This is a genomic window from Fodinibius sp. GM21 (genome assembly GCF_058386955.1).
In genome coordinates this window covers 446,303-470,714 of sequence record NZ_JBYEIQ010000002.1, presented here as the reverse complement: position 1 = coordinate 470,714, position 24,412 = coordinate 446,303, and the positions used below count along the sequence as shown (strand labels likewise).

The 24,412-nt window shown below is 42.6% G+C and carries 20 protein-coding genes, 1 tRNA gene and 1 other RNA gene; 15 read left to right on the top strand and 7 right to left on the bottom strand.

What is annotated here, in order from left to right; translation table 11 throughout:
- Window positions 1-141 precede the first annotated feature (141 nt).
- Window positions 142-450 carry a preprotein translocase subunit YajC gene (gene yajC, locus ACT3IB_RS05960; RefSeq protein ID WP_095605846.1) on the top strand — a complete coding sequence of 103 codons (309 nt, stop codon included), beginning with the start codon at window positions 142-144 and terminating at the stop codon, window positions 448-450.
- Between the two features lie 21 nt (window positions 451-471).
- Entirely contained in the window at window positions 472-1,737 is a 1,266-nt protein-coding gene (locus ACT3IB_RS05955; protein WP_491538091.1) for a bifunctional 3,4-dihydroxy-2-butanone-4-phosphate synthase/GTP cyclohydrolase II, read from the top strand.
- 51 nt (window positions 1,738-1,788) lie between these two features.
- Here ACT3IB_RS05955 and ACT3IB_RS05950 read toward each other — a convergent pair whose 3' ends face one another.
- Genes ACT3IB_RS05950 through ileS form a run of 3 tightly spaced genes read right to left on the bottom strand, consistent with a single transcriptional unit; the run spans window position 1,789 to window position 5,978 of the window.
- Window positions 1,789-2,376 (bottom strand): signal peptidase II, encoded by a 588-nt coding sequence (locus tag ACT3IB_RS05950; protein WP_491538090.1) that lies wholly within the window; start codon window positions 2,374-2,376, stop codon window positions 1,789-1,791.
- A 9-nt stretch (window positions 2,377-2,385) separates the two neighbouring features.
- Window positions 2,386-2,793 carry a TraR/DksA family transcriptional regulator gene (locus tag ACT3IB_RS05945; RefSeq protein WP_491538089.1) on the bottom strand — a complete coding sequence of 136 codons (408 nt, stop codon included), beginning with the start codon at window positions 2,791-2,793 and terminating at the stop codon, window positions 2,386-2,388.
- A 14-nt stretch (window positions 2,794-2,807) separates the two neighbouring features.
- Entirely contained in the window at window positions 2,808-5,978 is a 3,171-nt protein-coding gene (gene ileS, locus ACT3IB_RS05940; protein ID WP_491538088.1) for an isoleucine--tRNA ligase, read from the bottom strand.
- 308 nt (window positions 5,979-6,286) lie between these two features.
- Between ileS and ACT3IB_RS05935 the strand changes: the two genes are divergently transcribed.
- The 7 genes from ACT3IB_RS05935 (at window position 6,287) to ACT3IB_RS05905 (ending at window position 12,981) form a co-directional block, all read left to right on the top strand.
- On the top strand, window positions 6,287-6,799 hold the full coding sequence (locus ACT3IB_RS05935; protein WP_491538087.1) for a low molecular weight protein-tyrosine-phosphatase: 513 nt from the start codon (window positions 6,287-6,289) through the stop codon (window positions 6,797-6,799).
- On the top strand, window positions 6,796-7,662 hold the full coding sequence (locus ACT3IB_RS05930; RefSeq protein ID WP_491538086.1) for a fructosamine kinase family protein: 867 nt from the start codon (window positions 6,796-6,798) through the stop codon (window positions 7,660-7,662). The genes ACT3IB_RS05935 and ACT3IB_RS05930 overlap by 4 nt, the downstream gene beginning before the upstream one ends.
- A gap of 91 nt (window positions 7,663-7,753) precedes the next feature.
- Window positions 7,754-8,497: a helical backbone metal receptor gene (locus ACT3IB_RS05925; protein ID WP_491538085.1), complete on the top strand. Its 744-nt coding sequence runs from the start codon at window positions 7,754-7,756 to the stop codon at window positions 8,495-8,497.
- Between the two features lie 61 nt (window positions 8,498-8,558).
- Window positions 8,559-10,286 (top strand): tetratricopeptide repeat protein, encoded by a 1,728-nt coding sequence (locus tag ACT3IB_RS05920; protein WP_491538084.1) that lies wholly within the window; start codon window positions 8,559-8,561, stop codon window positions 10,284-10,286.
- Between the two features lie 53 nt (window positions 10,287-10,339).
- Window positions 10,340-11,047 carry a DUF4292 domain-containing protein gene (locus ACT3IB_RS05915; RefSeq protein ID WP_491538321.1) on the top strand — a complete coding sequence of 236 codons (708 nt, stop codon included), beginning with the start codon at window positions 10,340-10,342 and terminating at the stop codon, window positions 11,045-11,047.
- Window positions 11,044-12,420: a murein hydrolase activator EnvC family protein gene (locus ACT3IB_RS05910; protein WP_491538083.1), complete on the top strand. Its 1,377-nt coding sequence runs from the start codon at window positions 11,044-11,046 to the stop codon at window positions 12,418-12,420. Before ACT3IB_RS05915 ends, ACT3IB_RS05910 begins: the two co-directional genes overlap by 4 nt.
- Window positions 12,421-12,522: 102 nt before the next feature.
- Complete coding sequence (locus ACT3IB_RS05905) at window positions 12,523-12,981, top strand: hypothetical protein (RefSeq protein ID WP_491538082.1); 459 nt, start codon at window positions 12,523-12,525, stop codon at window positions 12,979-12,981.
- Between the two features lie 11 nt (window positions 12,982-12,992).
- Here the strand turns inward: ACT3IB_RS05905 and ACT3IB_RS05900 are convergent, their stop codons facing one another.
- The gene (locus ACT3IB_RS05900; protein WP_491538081.1) at window positions 12,993-13,649 is read right to left on the bottom strand and encodes a hypothetical protein; all 657 of its coding nucleotides are present in this window, start codon (window positions 13,647-13,649) and stop codon (window positions 12,993-12,995) included.
- 250 nt (window positions 13,650-13,899) lie between these two features.
- On the opposite strand from ACT3IB_RS05900, the gene ACT3IB_RS05895 reads away from it, so the two are divergent.
- The 3 genes from ACT3IB_RS05895 to ACT3IB_RS05885 all read left to right on the top strand — a co-directional run bounded on the left by ACT3IB_RS05895 (window position 13,900) and on the right by ACT3IB_RS05885 (window position 19,054).
- The gene (locus ACT3IB_RS05895) at window positions 13,900-16,920 is read left to right on the top strand and encodes a S8/S53 family peptidase (RefSeq protein ID WP_491538080.1); all 3,021 of its coding nucleotides are present in this window, start codon (window positions 13,900-13,902) and stop codon (window positions 16,918-16,920) included.
- 118 nt (window positions 16,921-17,038) lie between these two features.
- Complete coding sequence (locus ACT3IB_RS05890) at window positions 17,039-17,989, top strand: YheT family hydrolase (RefSeq protein ID WP_491538079.1); 951 nt, start codon at window positions 17,039-17,041, stop codon at window positions 17,987-17,989.
- A 108-nt stretch (window positions 17,990-18,097) separates the two neighbouring features.
- Window positions 18,098-19,054: a YpdA family putative bacillithiol disulfide reductase gene (locus ACT3IB_RS05885; protein WP_491538078.1), complete on the top strand. Its 957-nt coding sequence runs from the start codon at window positions 18,098-18,100 to the stop codon at window positions 19,052-19,054.
- Between the two features lie 6 nt (window positions 19,055-19,060).
- Here the strand turns inward: ACT3IB_RS05885 and ffs are convergent.
- Window positions 19,061-19,160, bottom strand: an RNA gene (gene ffs, locus ACT3IB_RS05880) — signal recognition particle sRNA small type.
- A 330-nt stretch (window positions 19,161-19,490) separates the two neighbouring features.
- Window positions 19,491-19,564, bottom strand: a tRNA-Ala gene (locus ACT3IB_RS05875).
- Window positions 19,565-19,755: 191 nt separating this feature from the next.
- On the opposite strand from ACT3IB_RS05875, the gene ACT3IB_RS05870 reads away from it, so the two are divergent.
- On the top strand, window positions 19,756-20,703 hold the full coding sequence (locus tag ACT3IB_RS05870) for an OmpA family protein (RefSeq protein WP_491538077.1): 948 nt from the start codon (window positions 19,756-19,758) through the stop codon (window positions 20,701-20,703).
- Window positions 20,704-20,790: 87 nt separating this feature from the next.
- Here ACT3IB_RS05870 and ACT3IB_RS05865 read toward each other — a convergent pair whose 3' ends face one another.
- Entirely contained in the window at window positions 20,791-22,821 is a 2,031-nt protein-coding gene (locus ACT3IB_RS05865; protein ID WP_491538076.1) for a S9 family peptidase, read from the bottom strand.
- 242 nt (window positions 22,822-23,063) lie between these two features.
- Between ACT3IB_RS05865 and ACT3IB_RS05860 the strand changes: the two genes are divergently transcribed.
- Together ACT3IB_RS05860 and ACT3IB_RS05855 are read left to right on the top strand one after the other, a co-directional pair.
- Window positions 23,064-23,531 (top strand): hypothetical protein, encoded by a 468-nt coding sequence (locus ACT3IB_RS05860; protein WP_491538075.1) that lies wholly within the window; start codon window positions 23,064-23,066, stop codon window positions 23,529-23,531.
- A complete protein-coding gene (locus ACT3IB_RS05855) occupies window positions 23,524-24,399 on the top strand; it encodes a transporter (RefSeq protein ID WP_491538074.1) in 876 nt (291 codons plus the stop codon). Before ACT3IB_RS05860 ends, ACT3IB_RS05855 begins: the two co-directional genes overlap by 8 nt.
- Window positions 24,400-24,412 lie beyond the last annotated feature (13 nt).

Sequence of the window (24,412 nt, the reverse complement as noted above, 5' to 3'; positions counted from 1 at the left end):
ATGATAATAGCGTCATAAATCCATCAGCCACTCTTTTAGGGGCAAGCTTTAAGTAATTCCACAAAATTGGAGCAAGCCGCCAAAAATGCTATCTTTGTACACTCTTTTAACTACGTTGATAGTAATTAAACAAGTTATTTCATGTTAAATATCGCACTATTATTAATGGGCTCTCCTGACGGTGGAGGCGGCTGGTCAAGTCTCATCTTTTTAGGAGCTATCTTTGCCATCTTCTACTTTTTTATCATTCGACCACAAACGAAGCGTCAGAAAGAGCTTCAAGAAATGGTTGATAACATTGAAAAAGGAGACAAAATTGTAACTTCCGGTGGAATGATTGCCAAGGTAACCACTGTTGATGAAGACACCGTCTTGGCTGAAATTGATAAGGGCGTTAAAGCTCGGTTTAAGAAAAGTTCCATCTCGGATGTAAACCCCAATCAAGATTAATTAAGTCTCCAAAATTATATTATGGGTGCAGATATCAACTTTGATAGTATAGAAGACGCTATCGAAGATATTAAGGAAGGACGGATGGTTATCGTAGCCGACGACGAAGATCGCGAAAACGAAGGCGATTTTGTCATGGCGGCAGAAAAGGTGACCCCCGAAGCTATTAATCTTATGGCTAAGTATGGCCGCGGGCTTATCTGTGTACCCATCACGCGTGAGAAGGCGTATTCCCTTAATCTTGATTATATGGTTACTGAGGGGGCCGACCCCGATGAGGCAGCCTTTACAGTTTCCGTCGATCATAAAGAACTTACGACTACCGGAATTTCTGCCAGTGATCGAGCAAACACTATTATGGAGATGATCAAAAGGGATGCAAAACCCGGAGATTTCCGGCGTCCCGGTCACATATTTCCGTTAATTGGCACCGAGGGTGGCGTTTTGCGTCGCGCCGGACATACCGAAGCAGCCATCGATTTAGCCAGACTGGCAGATCTCCAACCGGCGGGCATCATTTGTGAAATCATGAAAGATAACGGGGCCATGGCTCGATTGCCTGACCTGGTCGAGATTGCTGATGAGTTTGATATGAAACTGATTAGTATTAAGGACTTGATTTCTTACCGCATGCAGAATGAGTCGCTGGTCCGCAAGGTAGTAGATGTAAATCTACCAACGATATACGGTGATTTTCAGCTTCATGCATTTCAAGAACGACTCACCGGTGATCATCACCTAGCCTTGGCAAAAGGCGAATGGAATGAAGACGACCCTGTTTTAGTACGAGTGCATTCCTCATGTATGACCGGCGATATTTTTGGGTCAAAGCGCTGTGATTGTGGAGAGCAACTGCATCAGGCGCTGCTTCAGGTTGAAGAAGAAGGTCGAGGCGTGGTTCTTTATATGAATCAGGAAGGCCGTGGCATTGGATTAGTAAACAAGCTCAAAGCCTATAAGCTACAGGAAGAAGGACTGGATACCGTTGAAGCCAACGAAGCCCTTGGTTTTGAACCCGATGCCCGTGACTACGGAGTGGGAGCACAAATTCTGCGCAGTCTTGGCATCTCAAAAATGCGCCTAATGACGAACAATCCCGTTAAGCGTGTTGGACTAAAAAGCTTTGGGCTGGAAATGACTGAACGCGTACCGCTCGAAGTCGGTGCATATCCCGAGAATGTGAAATACCTGAAAACCAAACGCGATAAGATGGGACACGATCTAAAACTCGATGAGTTGGATCCCCACAGTCCTGATTTTATCGACAGTATTGTTACTGAGGAATAGCATCCGTTAAATTCTTCGAATCCTCAGTAGCGTCCTTATATACTTCGAGAACTACCCTTCTATGGGACGCTGAATATCAGCATTTCTTTCTTCGCTCGACTGGTCTTGCTGTTTTGATCCCGATAGGCTTTGAGGCACGATGCGCTTATGGAACACCAGCATGGCAATAATAGCCGTACTGATGGCGACATCTGCTACATTGAAAATGTATGGGAAAACGGGGTATCCGCTGATCCTTAGATTGAAATGAATAAAGTCGATAACATGCCCTTCGAGCAAGCCGCCGTAGGATTCAATATATCCCATAATCAGGCGATCGATAATATTTCCTATAGCTCCGCCAAGTATTAGTCCCATACAAAGAAGATACCCTATGGTAGCGTCCTCTCTATTATAAAGCACATATGATAGAATAGCGATTGTAGCTAAAATAGCGATGCCGCTGATTACTTCCGTTGATGCCCAGCGCATCCCTAATGCCATACCCGGGTTTTGGGTATAGTTAAAGGTAAGCCACCCCGGAATAAGGTCAGCATAATGCCACTGTGGATTAAGACGAATCCAATGCTTACTAAACTGATCCAAAAAAATCACGATCAGTGCCGGGGCTGACAAGGCTGTTATTTTACTTCTATCCAACTGGAATAATTATTTACGCTTGAGTTTTGCATCAATGCTAAGCTGGGTATGGGGAACTGCTTCGAGCCTGCCCTTGGAAATCTTCTTACCCGTTACTTTGCAAACACCGTACGTTTTATTTTCGATCCGCTTTAACGCATCGTCCAAGTAACGAATAAATTTCTTCGTTCTGTTAAAAAGCATGTATGTTTTTTCACGCTCCTGGGCATCTGTTCCGGCATCAGCCATATGGAACGAATATGCCGACTCGTCGCTGGCATTTTCCATGCTATCGCGCAGAGCATTTTGAAGGGATTCGAGCTCTCGCTCAGCCTCTTCGCGTTTTTTCAGGATAATTTCTTTGAAATATTCCAATTCCTCATCAGAATAAGGGGAAACGCGCTCTGTATCTTTGTTGTCATTTTTTGATGATTCCATAATAGCTCACTTTCTTAATTAGGGTTTCTTCTTATAGAAATGGTTGATTCATTATCGCCAATCTCCCAACTCTTAACAAAATCAGATACTTCCAATTTTTCGGATGAAATTTCTTCTGCCAGAGTTTCACTTTTAATATAATCTTTCATCTCTGTTACAGCTTGCTCAAGTTCTTCAGAACCGTCAAAGCCTATAATAATACGATCTTCTACATCAAAATCTGCTTCTTTACGCATATTCTGAATACGATTGACAAACTCTCGAGCCAACCCTTCTTGAATAAGCTCCTCTGTCAGTTCGGTATCCAGTGCTACACTTAATCCTTTTTCGGTTTCAACCGACCAGCCTTCCAAACCGGTACGGATAATTTCGAGACTATCCTCACCAAGCTGTACAATACCCTGTTCACCCAGATCCAACTCGATAGATCCGGTCTCCTCATATTCAGTAATCTCTTCGGTAGTCAATTCGGCTACTTTTGATGCCACCGGCTTCATTTTGCTACCTAACTTACTACCAAGCTTAGGGTAATTGGGTTTCGCCGACTTGTGAACAATTCCGGAATCATCATCCACAAACTGGACTTCTTTAACATTTACTTCATCCAATATAATTTCTTTGACCGATTCAATGGCCTGTCGATCCTCTTCTTTCTCGACCGGCAGAATAATGCGTGACAACGGCTGACGAACATTAAGTTCCAGCTTGTTGCGCAAGCTTAACACCATAGAAGAAACATGTCGTGCCAGCTCCATGCGGTGCTCGAGTTGTTTATCAATTGCTGTCTCCTCTACCGTAGGATAAAAAGAAATATGTACCGACTCTTCATCCGCTTCTGTCACTTCATTTAACCGTTGATACAGCCATTCTCCCAAAAATGGGGCAATAGGGCTAATCAATTTGGCTAAGTCTACCAGACATTCATACAGTGTTTGATAAGCGGCCTGCTTGTCCAGACTTTTACCCTCTTTCCAAAAACGACGGCGATTTCTGCGTACATACCAGTTACTAAGCTCATCCACAAAGTTTTCGATAGTACGCGCCGTTTTGGTTGGCTCGTAATCATCCAAGTATTCATCAACCAATTTCACGGTAGTGTTCATACGAGAGATTATCCAACGATCCATCTCAACACGATCGCTAACCGGTATTTGTGAACCGGAATAGGTAAAACCGTCGATGTTAGCGTACATCGCAAAGAACGAGTACGTATTTACAATCGTATTAAAGAACTTGCGCTGTGTTTCCTGTAACCCTTCTTCACTGAACCGCAGATTTTCCCACGGCGAAGAATTGCTCATCATGTACCAGCGTACCGTATCAGCACCGTACTCCTGAATAACCTCAAACGGCTCAACCGTGTTGCCTTTGGATTTACTCATCTTGTTGCCATCCTCATCCAAGACGAGTCCGTTGGATACTACATTTTTATAGGCAGGCTGATCAAAAAGCATTGTTCCCAGCGCGTGCAGGGTGTAGAACCATCCACGTGTCTGATCAACGCCTTCAGCAATAAAGTCAGCAGGAAAATTTTCCTTAAACTTATCTTTGTTTTCAAACGGATAATGCCATTGCGCAAACGGCATTGAACCCGAATCAAACCAAACATCCATCAGGTCGGGTATGCGACGCATTGTGCCGCCATTGGGACCTTCCCATGTAATATCATCAATATGGGGACGATGCAAGTCAAGCTCTTCATCATCGGGTAGCCCCGCCTTTTTCTTGAGCTCTTCAATACTTCCGACAACTTCAACATGCTCAGGGTTTTTGTCGCTCACCCACAGAGGAATAGGCGTTCCCCAATAGCGCTGACGCGAAACGGCCCAATCTACATTGTTTTCGAGCCACGTCCCAAAACGGCCACTTCCCGTACTTGGCGGCTTCCAGTTAATCTTTTTGTTAAAGTTGACCATCTTGTCTTTCACATCCGTGGTACGGATAAACCACGATTCAACCGGATACTGCATCAGCGGTGTACCCTTGCGCCAGTCATGCGGATAGTTGTGCAGATAGGTCTCATGCTTGTACATAAGGTGCTTATCTTTAATAGCACGAGAAATTCCTTTATCGGCATCCTTAAACCATTGTCCCTCAAACTCAGGCACCTGGTCGGTAAATCTTCCATCCTGATCAATCGGATTAAATAATGGGACATCGTGTTTCTGTCCCATCTCATAGTCATCAACACCAAAAGCAGGCGCGGTATGCACAACACCGGTACCTTCTTCAGTTGTCACAAAATCAGCTGAGACAACCCTCCATGCCTCGTCCTTATCAAATTCTTCAAGCGCATAATCAAATACCGGATCGTAGGTCCATCCAACCAGCTCTTCGCCTTTGTATTCCTCTACAATTTCATAGTCATGGTCGATTACTTCATCGATGCAATCCTTGGCCATGATGTAATATTCAGTACGATCGCCTTCAGAGAGCTTAATTTTGGCATAATCGAGATTGGGATTTACAGCCAATGCCATATTCGAAATAATCGTCCATGGTGTAGTCGTCCAGGCCAAAAAGTAAACATCCTCGGCCATCTCCACCTTAAACTTTACAAAGATGGAAGGATCCTGAACTTCCTCATAACCCTGGGCTACCTCGTGAGATGACAGTACTGTACCACTGCCCGGCGAATACCATTGAATTTTATACCCCTTGTACACCAGCCCTTTTTCGTGCAGCGTCTTAAAAGCCCACCAAACTGATTCAATATAATCGTTGTCAAAAGTGATATAGGGATCGTCCAGATCTACCCAATAAGCCATGCGGGTAGTGAGCTTGTCCCAAAGATCTTTGTATTTCAACACACTCTTGCGGCACTTTTCATTATATTTGGCAATGCCATATTCTTCGACCTGCTCGCGCCCTTCAAGATCAAGCTCTTTTTCAACCTCAATTTCAACAGGTAATCCATGGGTATCCCACCCGGCTTTCCGATCAACACGGAAGCCTTTCAGGGTTTTGTAACGGCAGAACATATCTTTAACCGTACGTGCCAGCACGTGGTGAATACCAGGCTTGCCGTTTGCCGTTGGCGGCCCTTCATAAAAGGTGAAGGGAATACCTTCTTCGCGTGTAGATACACTTTTCTCAAAGATGTTGTTCTCCTTCCACCACTTAAGGGTTTCGACTTCGAGCTTTGAAAAATTTAGTCTTTTTACTTCGTCAAATTGTTTACTCATAAAGGCCGTTGTACCTTCTCTATTGGCTTTTGTAAAGCTGTTAATATAAGGGTTTTCTGTACCTTACAGTAGCTTAAGTTTTAGTATAAATTTTCATCGAAATAAATGAACCCCAAAGATACAAGTCTTAGCTCATCAATTCACATTCTGAGGCGTATTTTTCCATGTTAGCGACCTATTAAAAGCATTGCGATAACAATTTGCAAATTAGAATTACCGCAAATGTTTACGCTATACTTTATTGTCTTCAGCCATTATTTTAATGCTGCTATCTTCATAACCGATCTCAATTCAATTGTAATTGCTATATGGATATACCTGTTAACAATCCTATAACCAGAGAAAATCACTATAAGATTTGTTTTGTCTGCCTTGGAAATATTTGCCGGAGCCCGACCGCGGAAGGCATATTCCAGCATCTAATTAATGAGCGCGGACTTGAAAACTATTTTGAGGTCGATTCGGCCGGCACCTCGGCGTATCATCTGGGGGAATCGGCCAATAGTAAAAGCCAGCGTACGGCCCAAAAACATGGCATAACGCTGCATTCGAAGGCGCGTCAATTTGATGCCTCAGATCTGGACTATTATGACCTGATCTTAGCAATGGACAACGAAAATCTTAAAAATGTGCGTCAGATGGCTAACGGAAATCAGGATAACAAAGTAGGTCGCATGCGTGATTTCGATCCGAATCCCGGTGACGGGGAAGTTCCCGATCCCTATTACGGTGGGCCAGAAGGTTTTGAAAATGTATTCCAAATTGTAAAAAGAAGCTGTGAGAACCTCCTTGATGAATTAGAAAACCATGTTCAAAAATGATCCCCGATTCTGTAAAACAACATATTCAGCAAGCAATAGAGCACTCAGTAACTTCAGCGCAGCGCGTTTCGGGCGGCAGCATAAATCAGGCCGCCAAAGTTACCTTGGATGGCGATAGGGTCTGCTTTTTAAAATGGAATACCTCAGCCGACCCTCACATGTTCAATGTCGAGGAAAAAGGCCTTCAACTGCTTACATCAGCTGATACCTCCTTGCGTATTCCCTCTGTTCTCGCGACAGGCCAAACGGAAGAAGGCACAGGATTTTTGCTCCAGGAATTTATCGTTCAAGGACGTTCCAAACCAAATTCAGCCGGTGATTTTGGTCGGGCATTGGCACAATTACATAAACACCACAATGATACCTTTGGGCTGGATCACGATAACTTCATTGGACGACTCCCGCAATCTAACACCCCCCATAATAGCTGGGTTGACTTCTTTATTCAGGAACGTATGGAACCGCAGCTACAAATGGCTAGTGACAGTGGAAAGGTAGGTTCTGATACTGCCAGCAGCTTTCAAGCTATGTATAAAAAACTGCCGGATATTTTTCCGGATGAACCGCCCAGCTTATTGCATGGCGATCTCTGGGGCGGCAATTACTTTTTTGATCAGGATGGCAAGGCCACCATTTATGATCCCGCAGTATATTATGGGCATCGTGAAATAGAGCTGGCCTTCACTCATCTTTTTGGGGGATTTCCAAGTAATTTTTATAGTGCATATGAAGAAACCTATCCACTTTCATCCAGATTTTCCCGGCGAAAGGATATCTATAACCTATACCCTCTTTTAGTACACACAAACCTATTCGGCGGAAGCTACGCTCGGCAGGTAGAGAGTATCGTTCGTAAATTTTGACTACCATGTAAGTTGGAAAAGAGCACCCGATCATAAGTAAGTCCCTTTATGTTATTAATATGTAATTTTGAGAAATAATAATGATCTAAACATGGCAACACCCCCACAACGTATTATCAGCCTCGTTCCAAGTCTTACAGAATTGGTTATTGACATGGGATTGCAAGAGCGCCTTGTCGGCCGAACTCGATTCTGTGTGCATCCCAAAAAAAAGGTAGAAGAAATTCCCATTGTCGGCGGGACCAAAAATCCGCGTTTGGATAAGATCAGAGATCTCGACCCCGACCATATCATTGCCAATAAAGAAGAAAATCGTCCGGAAGATATCGAAGCGCTGGCAAATGATTTCAAAATAAATGTCACCGAAATTGCCACAATCGAGGATGCACTCATAACGATTCATGAGCTGGGCAAAACATTCGAAACGTTGGAGGAAGCAGAAAAGCTAATCAGCGATATCCAAGAAGCGCTGGAAAATCGTCCCCAGGTTTCCGAACTAAATACGGCCTATTTGATCTGGAAAGATCCCTGGATGACGGTGGGGCGCGATACTTACATTCATGATATTATGGATCACTGGAAACTGCCTAATGTATTTGCGGATAAAAAACGATATCCCAAAATAAGTCTGGATAATCTCAAGAGACAGAATCCCGACTTAATTTTACTGAGCAGTGAACCTTATCCCTTTGAAGAAAAACACATGGCACAAATTGAGGAAGCGTGTCCTGCTGCACGTGTGTTACTGGTCGAAGGAGAGTGGTTTAGCTGGTATGGATCGCGCATGAAACACGCATTTAAGCGGTTAAATGGCTGGCGAAAGACCATTGCTTAAAAGGATTACCTACTGCCGGTTGTAAATTATTATACTACCAGTCAGTCAATTGTTGGTTTTTATGAATACTATCCTGTTACATATCCGGCTTGCATCAGCAGGTGTTTCTATCATCCTGTTATCTGTTTTTGCCACATCTTCGGTTTTTGCACAAAACCAAACGGTTGAAGAACAAGAATATATCGCAGCACAAACTGCTTATATTGATGGGTTAGCCGCTTTTGAGAATAATAATTATGAGGAAGCAATCAGGCTTTTAAATAAGGCCTATGTAAAACTACCTAATCATCCCGGAATTAACTTCGCTTTGGCCGATGCCTACCTGCAAATAAATGATCTTGAAAATGCAGGGTATTACAGTAAGCAGGCTCGAACTCTGAATCCCGAAAACAAATGGTATCATCTCCAACTTGTTGAAATTTATAAGACTCTTGGCAATAACGAGGGGGCCGCCAAGGAACTTCGCAATGCATTGACGCATCATCCCAAAGATATCGATATTTTATATAATTTAGCGCAAACCTATACCGAATTGGGAAAATTAGAACGGTCGAACGCAGTATATAACAAACTGCTCCAACTAAAGGGAGAAATGATTTCCATACGGATTGAGAAACTTAAAAACTTCAACAAACTGAGTATGAAGGATTCAGCTATTGTTGAACTGGAGAAAATCCGTTCAATGGATCCCGGAAACGTTTCTACACTTCACCTGTTGAGCAATTATTATTTGGAACTTAACAGAGCAGACGAAGCGCGTGACGTCATTAAAAATGCCCTTCAAATTAACAGCAATAATCCAAAATCCCGGATAATCCTTGCCGATATTTACCTGAGCCAAGCCAAATGGGATAGCGCACAAACCACGCTTGCCGTTCTTATGGATAACACAGCAGTTTCCATTCAAGCAAAAGAAGAAGTTGCACAATTTATCTACAGCAAATACAAAAGTGATTCTTCTAATTCTGCCATTCAGCAAACAGCAGACAACCTCTTCAAAAAACTTATCCGAACCGCTCCAAAGTCCGGCAAAGCTTCTGCAATGGCGGCAGATTTCTTTTTAGATACTAATCAGATCCAGCATGCCATTAACGCACTTAAGCGGGCAACAGAACTAAATCCCACAAACGATTCATTCTGGCAAAAACGATTACAACTGCTGCTTAAACAGCGAAGGTTTGACGATGTTATCAAGGCCGGCAAGCAAGCAATCCAAAATATTCCTCAAGACCCCGTTCTGCTATATATTCTCGGGAACGCTTATTTATCTTCTCAACAGTACAATTTTGCAGAGCAGCACCTCAAAGAAGCATCTACACTCCCCGCGCGGCGGCCGCTGAAAGCCAATATTTGGGGTTCTTTGGCTGATACTTATGCCGGATTGGGAGACTGGGATTCTGCATTTGAATACTATCAGAAGGCTACGGATCTGGGTACACAAAATCCTGTCATTTACAATAATTACGCCTATTACCTGTCTCAGCAAGAAAAACAACTTTCCAAAGCAGAACAGTTGGCGCTTCGGGCTTTAGAACTCTCTCCAGACAATACATCGTTTATGGATACCGTTGGATGGATATACTACAAACAAGGGCAGCTGCAAAAAGCCCTTAAATATATCAAACGGGCCATAGATTCGGGTACGCCCAGCGCCGAGACACTGGAACATATGGGCGATGTTTTGCTTAAACTTGATAAGCCGGAAGAGGCTAAAAAGCGGTGGAGACAAGCGCTCGAAAAGGATTCAACAAGAACTCATCTTAAAGATAAAATTTCGAACGATACGTGAACCAACACCAATATATACTGCACTGTTTGTTATGGGGATGTTTATGCCTGGTGATGCTTTCCTGTTCGAGCTCCCAAAAGCTTGTTGATGATAATTTTCGTCCATCAGAAGCAAACCTTTCAAAAACCATTAACCATTTGCCCAATTACAGTGATGATTTACAATCCGTAAAAGGAAAAGGACGGGCAATAGTTAGCGAACCGGGCAATACTGAACGTGTTACTATACATTTTTCCAGCAATCAACAAAAAAGCCTGGTAACGATTCGCAATGGCTTGGGTATTGAAGGTGGACAATTGCTCACTGACGGCGATACGCTTCTTATCTACAATAAAGTAGATAAATATGCCCGGAAGGTCCCGGTTCAGGGAGCAAACCTGGATCGCATAAACCGGCTGGCGTCGCTCAATATTCTGGATATGCTGAATTATTCGGTCAAACAAGAGGATGTAGAACAATTTCTGGAAAATGAAACCCTTTACCAGTTACAGCTAAAAACCGGTACAAAAGCTTATATTGATAAAAATTCACATACTGTACGGCAGATTGTACAGCCGGCATCTACAAACTTACCCTACTCAAAAATCGAATACGAGGCATATACTTCAATGAAGGGGTTCACCCTTCCGCGCAGAATTAGTATATTCGGTCCTGAGGGTAAGTCAAAAATTGCTTTACAATTAACAGCATTAGAGCTAAATCCTGCGCTTGACAATTTAATAATCGAGTTGCCAGACGATATTCCCATTTATAACGAATGAAAAAAACATGTAGTCTCATAGCGATTATCATCTGCTTTTTGGTGACTCCTGACCTTCTGTTCGGCCAGTCTGCCATTATGCAGGAGTTTAAGGAGTTGCGGGAAAATGTGGTTGAAAAGCAGAAGAATACCCGCGCCGAAATTGAACGACTAAACAAACAAATTCAACAGTTTGAACAACGGCTGAAGCGGGCGGATGAAAAATATGAAGCACTATATCAAAAATATCAAAATCTGAAACAACTCATTGCGCTTCAGGATGAAAAACTTACTCAGCTGCAGCAAGAACAGTCTCAGATTCAAGAAGAAATTTCTATTACCTCAGAATCACTTAATGCCAAGCGGGCTGAATTAGAGCGACTGATTGAAAACTACAAACAAACACTGAGTTATTTATATAAACATGGGCGAACCTCTCAACTTGCCCTTCTTTTTTCGGCTTCCTCTGTCAATCAAATGCTGATCCGATCCTTCTATCTTCAGAAATTTAATAACTATCGTGAGGAGCAGGCTCGAGAAATCCGCCAAGCCGAAAAAGAACTTGAACATACCAAAGAGCAGCTGGTTAAAGCACAAGAAAAAAACAAAGAGGTCCTAGCAGAAATCAAAGATGAGAAACAAAAGCTGGCACAAAAGAAAGAACAGCAAGAAAAAAATGTTGCCCTTCTTCGTGAGAACCGGGAAGAGATCAATAAAAAATTGAAAGAAGTTCAGCAGCAAAAAGACAATCTAAACAGTACGCTAACAGATCTCATTCGTCGGGAAGAAGAAATACGAAAGGCCCAGGAACAAAAGCTTCGCCAATTAGAAGCAGAACGACAGAAAAAGCTGGCCGCCGCTAAAAAAATTGAAAATGATGCCAAACGGGAGGCCGAAATTGAAAAATATTCCGAACCTATTAAACTCGACAATTTTCTGGATTCCAATAAAATGGAAGAGATCGAAAAACGGTTTGCCTCCAACAAAGGCAAGCTCCCCTGGCCCGTCGATAGCAGGACCATTGCTGAACATTTTGGCAATAAAGTGCATCCTGTTTACGGAACAAAAACACCCAACTTGGGCGTAGAAATTGTAACAGATGCCCAATCGTCGGTCGAAGTTGTTCACGACGGATATGTCATGAATATAATCCCTGTTCCCGGCTATGGTGATGTGATATTTGTTAAGCACGGACGTTTCATTACAGCCTATGGAAACCTTAGCGAAATCATGGTGAGTAAAAGCGAGGTATTGAACCAAGGTGATATGCTGGGCCTTTCGGGTGACTCCAGTTCGCCCAAGGGAGAAAGCCTGTTTTTCTTAATCCGCGAAAACAACGAAAATTTAGATCCTGAGAACTGGCTTCGAAGAGAAACGATGTCAAGCAATTACTAAATTAGCTTCCCCCTCTTTTTGTTGGTATTTTCTGCATCGCAATTAAACAAAGCTTTTACACTCGCATCCATTTTTCAATTAACCTATAACTAAGCTTCTTTCATGACCAACTGGCAACGCACTTTTGCATTTGTGAGCGGCGCTCTTGTTTTTGGATTACTTTTTATCCTTCTATCCAATAGCTTTATCCAATATGTGGCGCACGAAGGTACTACCGGCTACCTTTTTCTGTTCGGCTTTGGGTTGATTTTTCTTAACCTCAACTTTGGTATCAGTCGAAGGTTTGCAATTAAAGCGCTTAATCCGAGTGGGGTAGTCTATATAATGTCTTTCCTTACTATTCTGCCAACCATTTTTTGGGTCTATACGAAAGATGTGGGACTAGAACAACTGCAGCTGGTATTCGTGCTCACCGTAATTTTTTCGGCTTTTTTAGGTTCCTACTTTGGAATACGACGAGGAGCGGTCAAGCGTCAGCAATACATACAGCGCCTTCGGAATGAAAAACAGGATATCCCTGACTCACTAAAACGACCTCATGACGATCTGAGTAAAAATTAGTACCGAACTGATCAGTTAAAGAGGTAGTAATCGATCCCAATATTCGCCTGCAGGTTTCTACTGTCGGCTTTAAAAAGACGATTGCTTTCCCAGTCATATCCGATCTCGGTAAATAAACCGAGGGTATTGGTTAACCGAATCGCTAAACCGGCACGTAATCCAAATCGAACTCGGAAGCCGTAATCCTCCGTTGTATTCGACAAAGTCCCCAGAGCCAGATTATTTCCAAATAGAGAGTTTAATTGGACGTATGGCTGCAGGCGATCCGTTTTAAATGGATATCCGCGTATAATCGGCCCCACACCCCAACTACCTATTCCAAAATCGGCGTTCTCACCGCCCGTAAAAAAGCTGGTTACCACCTGGTAACCTACTCCCAGACGTGGAAACATCGTACGCACATTACGATATACAAACTCAAGCTCCGAACTACCGTCAAAGCTCAACGAATCAGTATTGCCTTTATAGTGCAGATCACTAAGCCAGTGAGTATTGGCCGTCAACCCATGGATCCCCACATCATAATTTAATGGACGAATCCCGTTATCATCTGCAGATGAACTTTGTGATTGAGCATAAACAACATTTGAAATAACACTTGCAGTTAAAACTAATACCAATGCAGATGTTAGAATCTTGCAAGATCGTACAAATACCTTCTTATTCATTGTGCGTTAATTTATTACGATATATGATTAAAACGGACATTCAATGGCGTCTAAAATTGCCCAATTAATTATACAGTTACAATAACTGAATTAAATCTTTAATGTTGCCTGTTACGAGTTATGTGTATCCAATTATCTAACTATTAAATTTCATCAAATTGGATATACGTCTGTAAACTGATATACTATTTCATATATGATTTCTTGATGTCCTGTACCTGTTGATAAATCTCCTTTTATCTATATTTCTATGCTTAAGAAGCTACCGTCCGTTCTGTTTATTTTTATTTTTCTACTGCCCTTCTTGGGCGTTTCTCAGTCTGTGCGAACTGATTATTTTCCAAACCGGCTTATTATTAAATACCAAACAGATCAAAAGCTGCAGCAGATTCAGGGGAAGGTTGGCAGAAATCCAAAAGCAGCAGTCCAGCAACTGCTCAACCAATATGGTGCGCAGATCAGTCGTCCTCTTCTTTCATCAAAAACTCAGCAGCTGGTTAAGGCTCAACGTCTGCCCGCAGCAAATGATGTCCTTCGCATCGAAGAGGTGATATTTAGCCATCGTATTGATCCGGCACAACTAGCTTCCAAAATAAACAGGATGCCCGGCGTTGCCTATGCAGAACCCAGATACTACAGGCATATGAGTGCCGAGCCCAATGATCCTGATATACAGAAATTCGTTGAAGCTCACAATTTTGCCGACGCCTGGGATCTAAGCCAAGGCTCTAAAGATATAATCGTTGCTGTTGTCGATGGCGGCGTTGGCTATACCCACACCGAGCTGAATGAGAACCTTTGGATAAACCAAGAAGAAATACCGTCCACCATTTTTGCTCAAGTTGATGAAAACGGAGATGGAGACGTAACGGCCTCGGAAGTACGGTCTTATCTGCAGCAAAATGGGACAGACCATAATGGCGATGGGGAGATCACGCTGGAAGATGCACTACATAATGATTCCGATTTTACAGATAATATTGATAATGGCAATAACGATTTTACGGATGATCTTTTTGGCTGGGATTTCTGGGAATCTGGAAGTAACACACAAAATATTACACAAGACAACAATCCCATCCATAATGCCACAGATCACGGTACCCACGTAACCGGTATTGCCGCAGCAAAAACAAATAATGGCGAAGGGGTTGCCGGCGCCGCTTACAATACCACCTATATGCCTGTAAAAGCCGGAGGAGTCCCCAATTTTGCTGATGCAATTGGTTTTGGATACGACGGCATTTTGTACGCCGCAAACAACGGGGCTGATATCATAAATTGTAGCTGGAGCGGGGGTTCTGCATCAGAAGCTGAGGAAGACGTCATAAATCTTGCTACGCAGATGGGAGCGCTGGTCATTGCCGCCGCCGGTAACGAAGCCAATAGAACGGGATATCCCGCCCGTTACGATAAAGTACTTGCTGTGGGTTCGGTGGAATCTGATGACAATCGATCTTCGTATTCGAATTTTGGATACAATCTGGATGTCTTAGCCACCGGAACTGACATTCTCAGCACCTCTTATAATAATAATTACATTTCTAACACCGGTACCTCAATGTCTACCCCCGTAGTCAGCGGGCTTGCAGTACTTGTTAAAGACCTAAACCCCAACTGGGGTCCCGAGCGTATCGGCATGCAAATTCGGGCATCTGCCAATTATGTTGATGATTCAAATCCCGGTCTCGAGAATCAGCTTGGCCATGGTTCCATTGATGCCTCCCGGGCACTGAATACCAATCTGCCGGGCTTAAAGGTAGTTTCACAAGAGTTTATTAACAATGAGGGTAACAAACTATCACTGGGCGAACAAGGAACTATTGAAGTAACCATCACCAATGTGGGTAATACTACATCCAACCTCGAACTGGAGCTCATATCCTTAAATGAAAGCGAGGTTCAACTGGATAATTCGTTTCAACAATTAGGTAGCTTTGCTACCGGCGACACCGTCGATTTAAGTTTCCCAATTACTATTGCAAACGATTTTGAACTCACTGAAATACCCACGTTTCGATTAGAATTTCGTGATAACAACTTGGGTTACAACGATTTTAATGCTCTTGTTTATGAAGATATGTTTTTTGATATCATAGCCGGTAATAATGTAAAAACGTCTTTTGGCGCTGAGGGCACATTTGGCTTTTCTGATCCCATGGCCGGGCGCGGCGGCGTTGGTTTTATTCCCCGCTATCCCGACGGCACCGGTGGATATCAAGAAGGCAATAACCTTCTTTTTGAAGGAGGACTCATCATGAAGTTTAATGATGAACTTTTTGATGCTGTCCGTACCTCCAACGGACGCGTTTCTCGCGATTTTCTGCCTCAAGATGCCGTCGCCATTTTACCGGCTGAGGATGGTAATGGATTAAGAGGCACTACCCAATTTGCTACCTTAAATGATAGTGCACGGCGAGCTTCTATCAAACTAGAAACATTTGCATATGATGATCCTGCCATAAGCAATGTAGTTTTTGTAAAATACACCATCAGCAATCCGTCACAATATATGACGATGAAAAATATGTACGTTGGGCTGTTCAACGACTGGGACATTGGAAGTAATGCAGGAAATAATAGTATCGCATTCAGTGAAACCGACAGTCTACTCTATATCTCTGATGCCTCCTCATCAAGTACTCAACCTACCGTTGCCGTTGCTCATCTGGGACCGATTTCGGGCGCTCTCGCTATTGATAATTCAGTAGAAGGCACGCAAGATTCGGTCACTTTTGGCATTTATGACGGTTTTTCAGATGGAGAAAAGGAATCTTCACTTACAGCCGGTACCGTTCGCACCAATATACAAAATACGGATGTTTCGGCTGTTACCAGTTCAGGCCCGTACACGTTGAATCCTGGTGCTAACATAACTGTCGGGTTCGTTTATGCTTTTGGGGATGATTTAAATGAACTTCGGGATCAAATTTCCGAAGCCCGTTCTCGAAACCTTTTTGAAGTGTCACCAGCAGGCCGAGCTATAGCAGATGAAATTCCTCAGCAAACGAAGCTTTTCCAAAATTACCCGAACCCTTTTAATGAAGAAACCGAAATTCACTTTGACCTCAACCAGGATTCACACGTAACCCTCACCGTCTTTGATGTATTGGGACGAAAGGTTCGGCAATTAGCTGACACCAACTTTGACGCTGGCGCCCATTTTCTAACGTTGAATGCACGTAACCTAAGCAGTGGGGTTTATTTTATTCGGCTCGAAACCGATCGTGGCTCCCAGACCATTCCTATAACAAAAATAAAAGCCCTTTAACGTGTTATCTGTGTTTAATCTAACAGCTACCTAATGCAACCATCCTCTTCATATCTTCAACATATTGTAACCCCACCCCAACTTAGACAACTCTGATAGTCCTTTTTAATAGTTCAATATGAAAACAAACCTGCGACATGTCCCCTATTTGCAATCCCCAGTTTGGTGTTTTAACGGACATGTTCATACCATTGCCCGGTCATTATTCGGAGAAACCCAACAACCGCCATTAAATCGTATCGAGATTCCAACTCCCGACGATGACTTTCTTGAGCTTGACTGCCACGTGCAACCTGAATCTGATTCCATCATCACCCTCTTTCACGGACTTGAAGGTTCTACGAATCGGTATTATATGGTCGAGGTCATGAAAAACCTCATAGATAAAGGATATTCGGTAGTGGGAGTAAACTTCAGGGGCTGCGGATCAAAGCTCAATAATCAGCCGCGGTTTTATCATTCAGGAGAAACACAGGATTATCAAACCGTTTTCAAATGGCTTACAGAGAAATATCCTGAGAAAAAAATTGGAGCTGTAGGTTTTTCGCTGGGCGGTAATGCTTTAATAAAGTACCTTGGCGAAACAGGAGAACGTGCCATAGTCGATACAGCCGTTGCCGTATCGGTTCCTTATGATTTGCGCCTGGGTTCTATCCTACTCTCAAAAGGATTTCACCGCATTTACGAGTACCGTTTTCTACGAACATTACGCGAAAAACTCAACGAAAAACGAATACAGTTCCCCAACCTTCCTGAATTTTCAGGCTCTACCATATATGAATTTGACGATCAGATTACTGCTCCCGTTCACGGTTTTGAAAGTGCTGAAGATTATTATGAGCAATGCTCGGCTCGTCGATTTGTAGAACATATCAATATTGACACACTGCTCATTCACAGCAAAAAAGATCCGCTTTGCCCCATTCAAGCAATGCCTTTAGCTAAGATTAACCAAAATCCATTCACCGATTATATTGTTAGTGAAGAGGGAGGACACGTTGGTTTTTGGAGTAAGCCCAGGGGATGGCTCAACTTTGTGATTGAAAATTATTTAAGTAGCAATTTATAAGAATTCCCATCTCGATATTAGAATTTCCATAGAACTGTTCTTGGGTACCTTTTGTTAAAAACTGTATTTTAACTGGCAAAATTCTCGAACATTTTATAATAAACTTTTATGGTTATCATTGTTGGGGCTGGCCCTATTGGATTGGCCACCGCTATTGAATTGAAACGGAAGCAAATACCTGCAAAAATTATTGAGCGAGGCTGCCTGGTCAACAGCATCTTCCATTATCCCAAAGACATGACCTTTTTCTCAACTTCAGAACGGTTAGAAATTGGAGATGTCCCCTTCATCTCTCACAACCCGAAACCAACGCGCCGCGAAGCGCTTGAATATTATCGTCGGGCCGCCGAGAGTTATGATTTAGATATTCATCTCTATGAGGAGGTGCAGGATATTTCAGGTCGGGATCAGGCATTTACTATCAAAACTGATAAAGATAGCTACGAGGCTTCAAAAGTAGTAGTTGCCACCGGGTTTTACGACGTTCCTAAAATGATGAACATTCCGGGCGAAGAGCTCGACAAGGTTCGCCATTATTATGATGAGGCCCATGCTTATGCTTGGCAGGATGTTCTTGTCATTGGGGGTGGCAATTCGGCTGTGGATGCAGCGCTGGAAACATATCGTACTAATGCAAATGTGACCTTAGCCGTTCGCGATTCACAAATTAAAGAATCGGTGAAATATTGGGTTAAACCTGATATCCAAAACCGGATTAAAAATGGAGAGATTGCCGGTTACTTTAATACCGAGATAAAAGAAGTCAGGCAACACGAAGTTATCCTTGATACCCCCAAGGGCATTAAAACCATTGGCAACGATTTCGTGCTTGCCATGACCGGTTATAAACCAAACTTTGAATTGATGACAAGCTTTGGCATTGACCTCACTGACGATGCAGATAAAATGCCCGTATACGATGAAAAAACACTCGAGACGAATCGCCGGGGAATGTATGTAGCCGGTGTAGTCTGCGGAGGAATGGATACCAGCAAGTTATTCATTGAGAATACCCGGGTCCATGCCGAACATATTGCCAATGATATCCAAGAAAAGATAGGGTAAAAAAAGAGAGGGTAAGCGACCTACATCACGCCGCTACAACCTCCTACCGCTGCTACCTTCCGGTCCTGACGGAGTTCAGAGGGAGCTGGCTGCGTAGGGCCTACCCTCGAAGTTCAAAGATACGATTTTTCGCCGGTATTTGGCAAACAAAATTGACGTTAAAAATAACTTCTACCTCTTAACAAAAATGCCGCTCCAGTCCTCATGAGAAGGATTTTGTGACATCACTTCACCACAGTTAAGATATATCAAAGAGGAATTGGTATAAGTTAAAGAAATATTGTTCGGAACAATGCTTTCCAACAATCCTTGTTCCACTAATATCTTGCAATGTTTAAATATTAATTGAATGAGTTGGAACATTTACTCCCTTCCAAAGTATGAAGCAATGTTATCAGGGTGATGTGATGTTTCGCAGAAATGCAAAACAAAAAAGTGGAGCTACGGGGACTTGAACCCCGGACCTCTTGCATGCCATGCAAGCGCTCTAGCCAACTGAGCTATAGCCCCATTTTAGAGTCGGTAAATATAAAAAATTTTATCGGAAGTTACACCCATTTATAAGATTAACTTTATTTTGTTTTTGATTATATTAGATAACATATTGTAGCTAATAGTTTTAACAGGTATTTATAATTCTTCTGGAAAACTCTATCTTATAACTTATCACAAATCAACTTTTAACCTATAGTCGTAACACGATGATTAACAAACAATTAATACTACTTCTTTCTTCCGTGTTTCTTGGGATGGCATTGCTTACCAGCTGTGCCGGTACCGAAGAACTTAGAGCTCCTTCCGACCGTGATTTAGCATATCTTCAATCATTAGATGAAGAGACACTTCGCTCTCTTGATACTGATGATGATGGTCTTAGTGATTGGGCAGAAATGAATGAACATAACACCAATCCACTAAGTGCTGACAGTGACGATGATGGCCTCACGGATGCCGAAGAAATAAATGAATATGAAACCGATCCAAACAATGCCGACACTGATGGAGATGGTCTTGAAGACGGAGAGGAAGTTAACTCCTACGAAACCGACCCGATGGAAGCAGATTCTGACGGTGATGGTTTAACTGATGGTGAGGAAGTTAACGAATACAACACCGATCCACTGAGTGCTGACAGCGATGGTGACGGACTTTCGGACGCTGAGGAAGTTAATGAATACAATACTGATCCCAACAATGCCGACTCTGACGGTAACGGTTTTACCGACGCACAGGAAGTTGAAATGGGTACAAATCCCAACGACAGTAATGATCCTCCCTTCTTGAAGAAGGATGATCTTGGAACGGTCAATTTCGACTTCGACAAGTCGAATATTGATGAATCTGCTGCTCGTATTTTGAACGAAAACATCAAGAAATTGATGAACTCTTCCAAGTTTCGTATTCGTATTGACGCTTATACTGACCACGTTGGTGGCGATCAATATAACTTGCGCTTAAGTAAGCGACGAGCAGAATCCGTCAAACAGTTCTATATCGAAAATGGCGTTTCTGAAAATCGCATTGAATCTCGCGGATTAGGTAAAGCCCCTCAACCATGTATGGATCAAACGGAAGAGTTAGGCTGCCGTAAAAACCGACGTGCAGAATCACATCCGTTGAATCCTTATCAATATGAGCCCAATAACTAAGGCTTAGAGGAAAAAATAATTATTAAAGGCGATCTCTTTTCGAGATCGCCTTTTTTATTTTGTGGAAATATTGATATGAGGAAAAGATTAATCCTTTATCCCTTCCACATCAACAGTACTAATGTCTACTGTTATTTCCTTTAGACGCTCTGAAATTTCCTGCTTCATATCTTCTTGGTATCGACCGCCTATGTGATCGGCAAAGAACTCTTCCATTGCAGTAAAAGCTGCAATTCTATTTTCCTCCCTTGCAAAACCATGCCCTTCATCAGGAGCTACAATATACTGTACTTCCCGATCTAACTCCCGTAGAGCTTGTACGATCTGATCAGATTCCTGCTTTTTAACCCTGGGATCATTTGCTCCCTGTATTACCATTAGTGGTGCCTCAATCTGATCTGCAGAAAATAGTGGCGACTGCTTTTTCATCCGCTCAACGTCCTGCGGATCATCAAGATCTCCTACGCGCACAGAAAATATTTTTCGAATAGGCTCCCAATAAGGTGGGATGGAATTGAGCAATGTGATTATATTCGAAGGACCTACAAAAGAAACGCCTGCGGCATACAGATCCGGCGTAAATGCCAACCCCGCAAGAGTAGCATACCCGCCGTAGGAACCTCCATATATCGCAACCCTTGATGAATCAGCGATACCTTCTGCAATTAAATACTTCACACCATCGGTAATATCATGCTGCATAAAACCGGTACCCCACTCTTCATTTCCGGCATTCAAAAACTCTTTTCCGTAACCGGTAGATCCTCTAAAATTAGGTTGGAATACAGCGTATCCTCGATTCGCTAAAAATTGCACCATAGGGTCATAGCCCCAAGTATCTCGTGCCCAAGGTCCACCGTGCGGATACACTATTACCGGAAGGTTTTCTTCTCCATAGCCCTTCGGTAACGTTAGATAAGCTGGAATCTCCAATCCGTCCCGAGCCGTATATTGAATGGGCTTCATCTCTGCAAGATGGTTAGACTCTAGTTCGGGTCGAGATTCATACAACTTCGCCAACGATTCATCAGACCGATTATATAAATAGGTCGATCCGGGATCCACATCTTGTTCCACATTGATAATCCACATCTGGTCATCGGAAGTGTGGGCGCCAAAATTAATTTCTCCGTCAGGTAATTCGGATTTCATAACCTCGTAATCCCTTTTAAACTGTTCATCTTTCGGATAGACCCGTAATCGATCTCCTACGTAAGTTGTTGCCAGTAATTCTTCAGTTTCATTTGAGAAGATAGCGCCATTGAAATCAACTTCTTTTTCTGGGTCCCTTTCAACAAGAGACAGTTCTTCGGTCTGTGGATTAAATAAGAAAAGGCTGCTAAGGTTTCTATTCTTGTTCGTTGCCATGTATAACTGCTCATTATTCTTGTGGAAACGAATGGGATTTAGGGTCTCTTCGTTATCTACTTCAAAAACATTCACCAATTCATCTTCATCAACCCGAAGCAATTCCGTACCTCCGGATTGTGTTTGACGCACTCCCAATCGGAGTTCTCCATCGTTATCAATAACCCATCCGGCAATACCCTCATCATTCTGACGGATAAGCTCACGCTCACCGCTTTCGATATTTAACCGATACACATCGTGCAACTGTGGATTGCGATCGTTTAATCCAACAATAATCTCATTGGGGGTGGCATCAGGTACCGCCAATATCTGGGCACGAACATTTTCAAGATTAGTCAGATTTCGTGCCTGTGGTACTCCAAGATCCCCGTCTTCTGCTGAGGGATCTACAGCGTAAATATTGAAGTTTTCATCTCCTCCTTTATCCTGAACATAGAGAATATATTCACTGTTTTTACTCCAGAAATATCCGCGAACCGGCCTAGTTGTGTCAGCAGTAATCGGCTGAGCATCCTCAAAGTCAGCACCACTTTCCTTTACCCAAATATTCATAACGTTTTTATAAGGCTTTCGAAATGCCACATAATTGCCGTCAGGTGATATCTGGGCTCCTGTTATTTCCGGGTTTCCAAAAAACAGGTTTCGATCCAGTAGTGGAGGTTTCTCCTCCTGCTCATCTGATGGCATACATCCCGCAATACTTAAAGCCAATCCCAATCCTATTAACCAGAACATTAATCTATTCATAGCAATCCTCTCTATTTAGTTTGTTGATTATTTAATAATGCTGCACATATCATTTTGATAAATTTATAAAAGAACGACAAAAGTCAATTAAATCATTAAAATCCTGGCACATAGGGTTTTCCCTTACAGGAACGTAAGTATTGCTCCCGCAAGACATTATGTGCAATCAGCACGTCTTGGAACCATTAAAACATCCACCTTTCATAAAAGTAATACCCCCAACCAATAAATAATACTACATCATGAAAAAACTACTATTAGCAACTTTTATAATCCTGGTAAGCTCACCTCTTTTGTTTGCTCAGCAAACCGGACAGCAGAAAATGCATCAACAGATGCAGGAAATGCAAAAAATGACCCAGAAAATGAATGACCTTCAGGAACGCACACAAAGAATGAATCAAGAGATGAATCGGCAGATGCAGCAACTGCAGGATGAGCAAGTAAAAAATCAATACCGTATGATGTACCGATTTAATGAACAGTTACATATGGCACTCGGTAACATGAAAAATGCGGCAGAACGGTGTGATTTGATGATGCAAAACAAGGAGATGATGCGCGACAAGGAGATGCAACAAGAAATGGAACGACTCCAAAAACATCTTGGTGAAATGTCGACCCAGGCAGAAGATGCTGTGCAAGCAATGGAACGGCTTACCAAACGTATCCAACAACAAAAAACCGCACAGCTAAACGAAAATGATTAAGAGTGGTTTCTTTTGGAAATCCTTAAAATTTGCGCTGACTATACACGGATTACTCATTTTGGCCAGCTTCAATTATGCAAGTGCTCAAATTGTAAGCTATAGCGGTTCTTTACAATACGCCACCGGTTCGTACTATTTTACAGAACGAACCGGCAGCTTTTACTTTAATAATGGTGTAAGTATATCAGGAGATAAAGGAAGTATTTCTCTATCCGTCCCCTTTATTACTCAAAATACACCTTGGGTTTCCAACGTAGGGACTGGCATATTGCCCACCGGCGGTCCTAAAAACAGTATGGTTGGCAACAACTCAAACGCAGGTATGAGAAGAGGAAACAGAAAAATTGACTTGGGTACTTCTGATACCTTGAGTTATACTCAAGCTAATTTTGGTGATCCCTCCATGTCTGCATCCTTCGAAGTTTTATCGACAAAGGATCGAACAACAACTATAAGCGCTAGTGGGGGCATAAAACTGCCGCTTGCCAATCCAGAAAAAGGTTTTGGTACCGGGAAATGGGATTGGGGTGGGGGCCTATCATGGTCGCAACGTGTCACCACAAAAACACTTTTGCTGGCAAATGGTATGTTCTGGAAATTAGGCGATATGGACGACCTTGATTTCAATAATATAGTAACCTACAGCGCAGCTTTGGGACAATCATTTACTAACGGCAAATGGATGGGGCTCATATCTTTCTCCGGCACAACACAAATTATTGACAATGTTGACCCCCCTCTTACTGTAGGAGCCGGAATAAACATACAAGCATCTGATAAAGTGAGCTTGAACTCCAATCTTAGTATTGGACTAACTGAATCGGCATCAGATGTTAGTATAGGCATAGGATGGAGCCTGAAACTATAACTATAGCAAAATA

What these genes read in the sequence shown, in the direction of transcription:
- yajC (WP_095605846.1), top strand. Translation starts at nt 142, where the DNA reads ATGTTAAATATCGCACTATTATTAATGGGCTCTCCTGACGGTGGAGGC.
- ACT3IB_RS05955 (WP_491538091.1), top strand. Translation starts at nt 472, where the DNA reads ATGGGTGCAGATATCAACTTTGATAGTATAGAAGACGCTATCGAAGAT.
- ACT3IB_RS05945 (WP_491538089.1), bottom strand. Translation starts at nt 2,793, where the DNA reads ATGGAATCATCAAAAAATGACAACAAAGATACAGAGCGCGTTTCCCCT.
- ileS (WP_491538088.1), bottom strand. Translation starts at nt 5,978, where the DNA reads ATGAGTAAACAATTTGACGAAGTAAAAAGACTAAATTTTTCAAAGCTC.
- ACT3IB_RS05935 (WP_491538087.1), top strand. Translation starts at nt 6,287, where the DNA reads ATGGATATACCTGTTAACAATCCTATAACCAGAGAAAATCACTATAAG.
- ACT3IB_RS05930 (WP_491538086.1), top strand. Translation starts at nt 6,796, where the DNA reads ATGATCCCCGATTCTGTAAAACAACATATTCAGCAAGCAATAGAGCAC.
- ACT3IB_RS05925 (WP_491538085.1), top strand. Translation starts at nt 7,754, where the DNA reads ATGGCAACACCCCCACAACGTATTATCAGCCTCGTTCCAAGTCTTACA.
- ACT3IB_RS05920 (WP_491538084.1), top strand. Translation starts at nt 8,559, where the DNA reads ATGAATACTATCCTGTTACATATCCGGCTTGCATCAGCAGGTGTTTCT.
- ACT3IB_RS05915 (WP_491538321.1), top strand. Translation starts at nt 10,340, where the DNA reads ATGCTTTCCTGTTCGAGCTCCCAAAAGCTTGTTGATGATAATTTTCGT.
- ACT3IB_RS05910 (WP_491538083.1), top strand. Translation starts at nt 11,044, where the DNA reads ATGAAAAAAACATGTAGTCTCATAGCGATTATCATCTGCTTTTTGGTG.
- ACT3IB_RS05905 (WP_491538082.1), top strand. Translation starts at nt 12,523, where the DNA reads ATGACCAACTGGCAACGCACTTTTGCATTTGTGAGCGGCGCTCTTGTT.
- ACT3IB_RS05900 (WP_491538081.1), bottom strand. Translation starts at nt 13,649, where the DNA reads ATGAATAAGAAGGTATTTGTACGATCTTGCAAGATTCTAACATCTGCA.
- ACT3IB_RS05895 (WP_491538080.1), top strand. Translation starts at nt 13,900, where the DNA reads ATGCTTAAGAAGCTACCGTCCGTTCTGTTTATTTTTATTTTTCTACTG.
- ACT3IB_RS05890 (WP_491538079.1), top strand. Translation starts at nt 17,039, where the DNA reads ATGAAAACAAACCTGCGACATGTCCCCTATTTGCAATCCCCAGTTTGG.
- ACT3IB_RS05885 (WP_491538078.1), top strand. Translation starts at nt 18,098, where the DNA reads ATGGTTATCATTGTTGGGGCTGGCCCTATTGGATTGGCCACCGCTATT.
- ACT3IB_RS05870 (WP_491538077.1), top strand. Translation starts at nt 19,756, where the DNA reads ATGATTAACAAACAATTAATACTACTTCTTTCTTCCGTGTTTCTTGGG.
- ACT3IB_RS05865 (WP_491538076.1), bottom strand. Translation starts at nt 22,821, where the DNA reads ATGAATAGATTAATGTTCTGGTTAATAGGATTGGGATTGGCTTTAAGT.
- ACT3IB_RS05860 (WP_491538075.1), top strand. Translation starts at nt 23,064, where the DNA reads ATGAAAAAACTACTATTAGCAACTTTTATAATCCTGGTAAGCTCACCT.
- ACT3IB_RS05855 (WP_491538074.1), top strand. Translation starts at nt 23,524, where the DNA reads ATGATTAAGAGTGGTTTCTTTTGGAAATCCTTAAAATTTGCGCTGACT.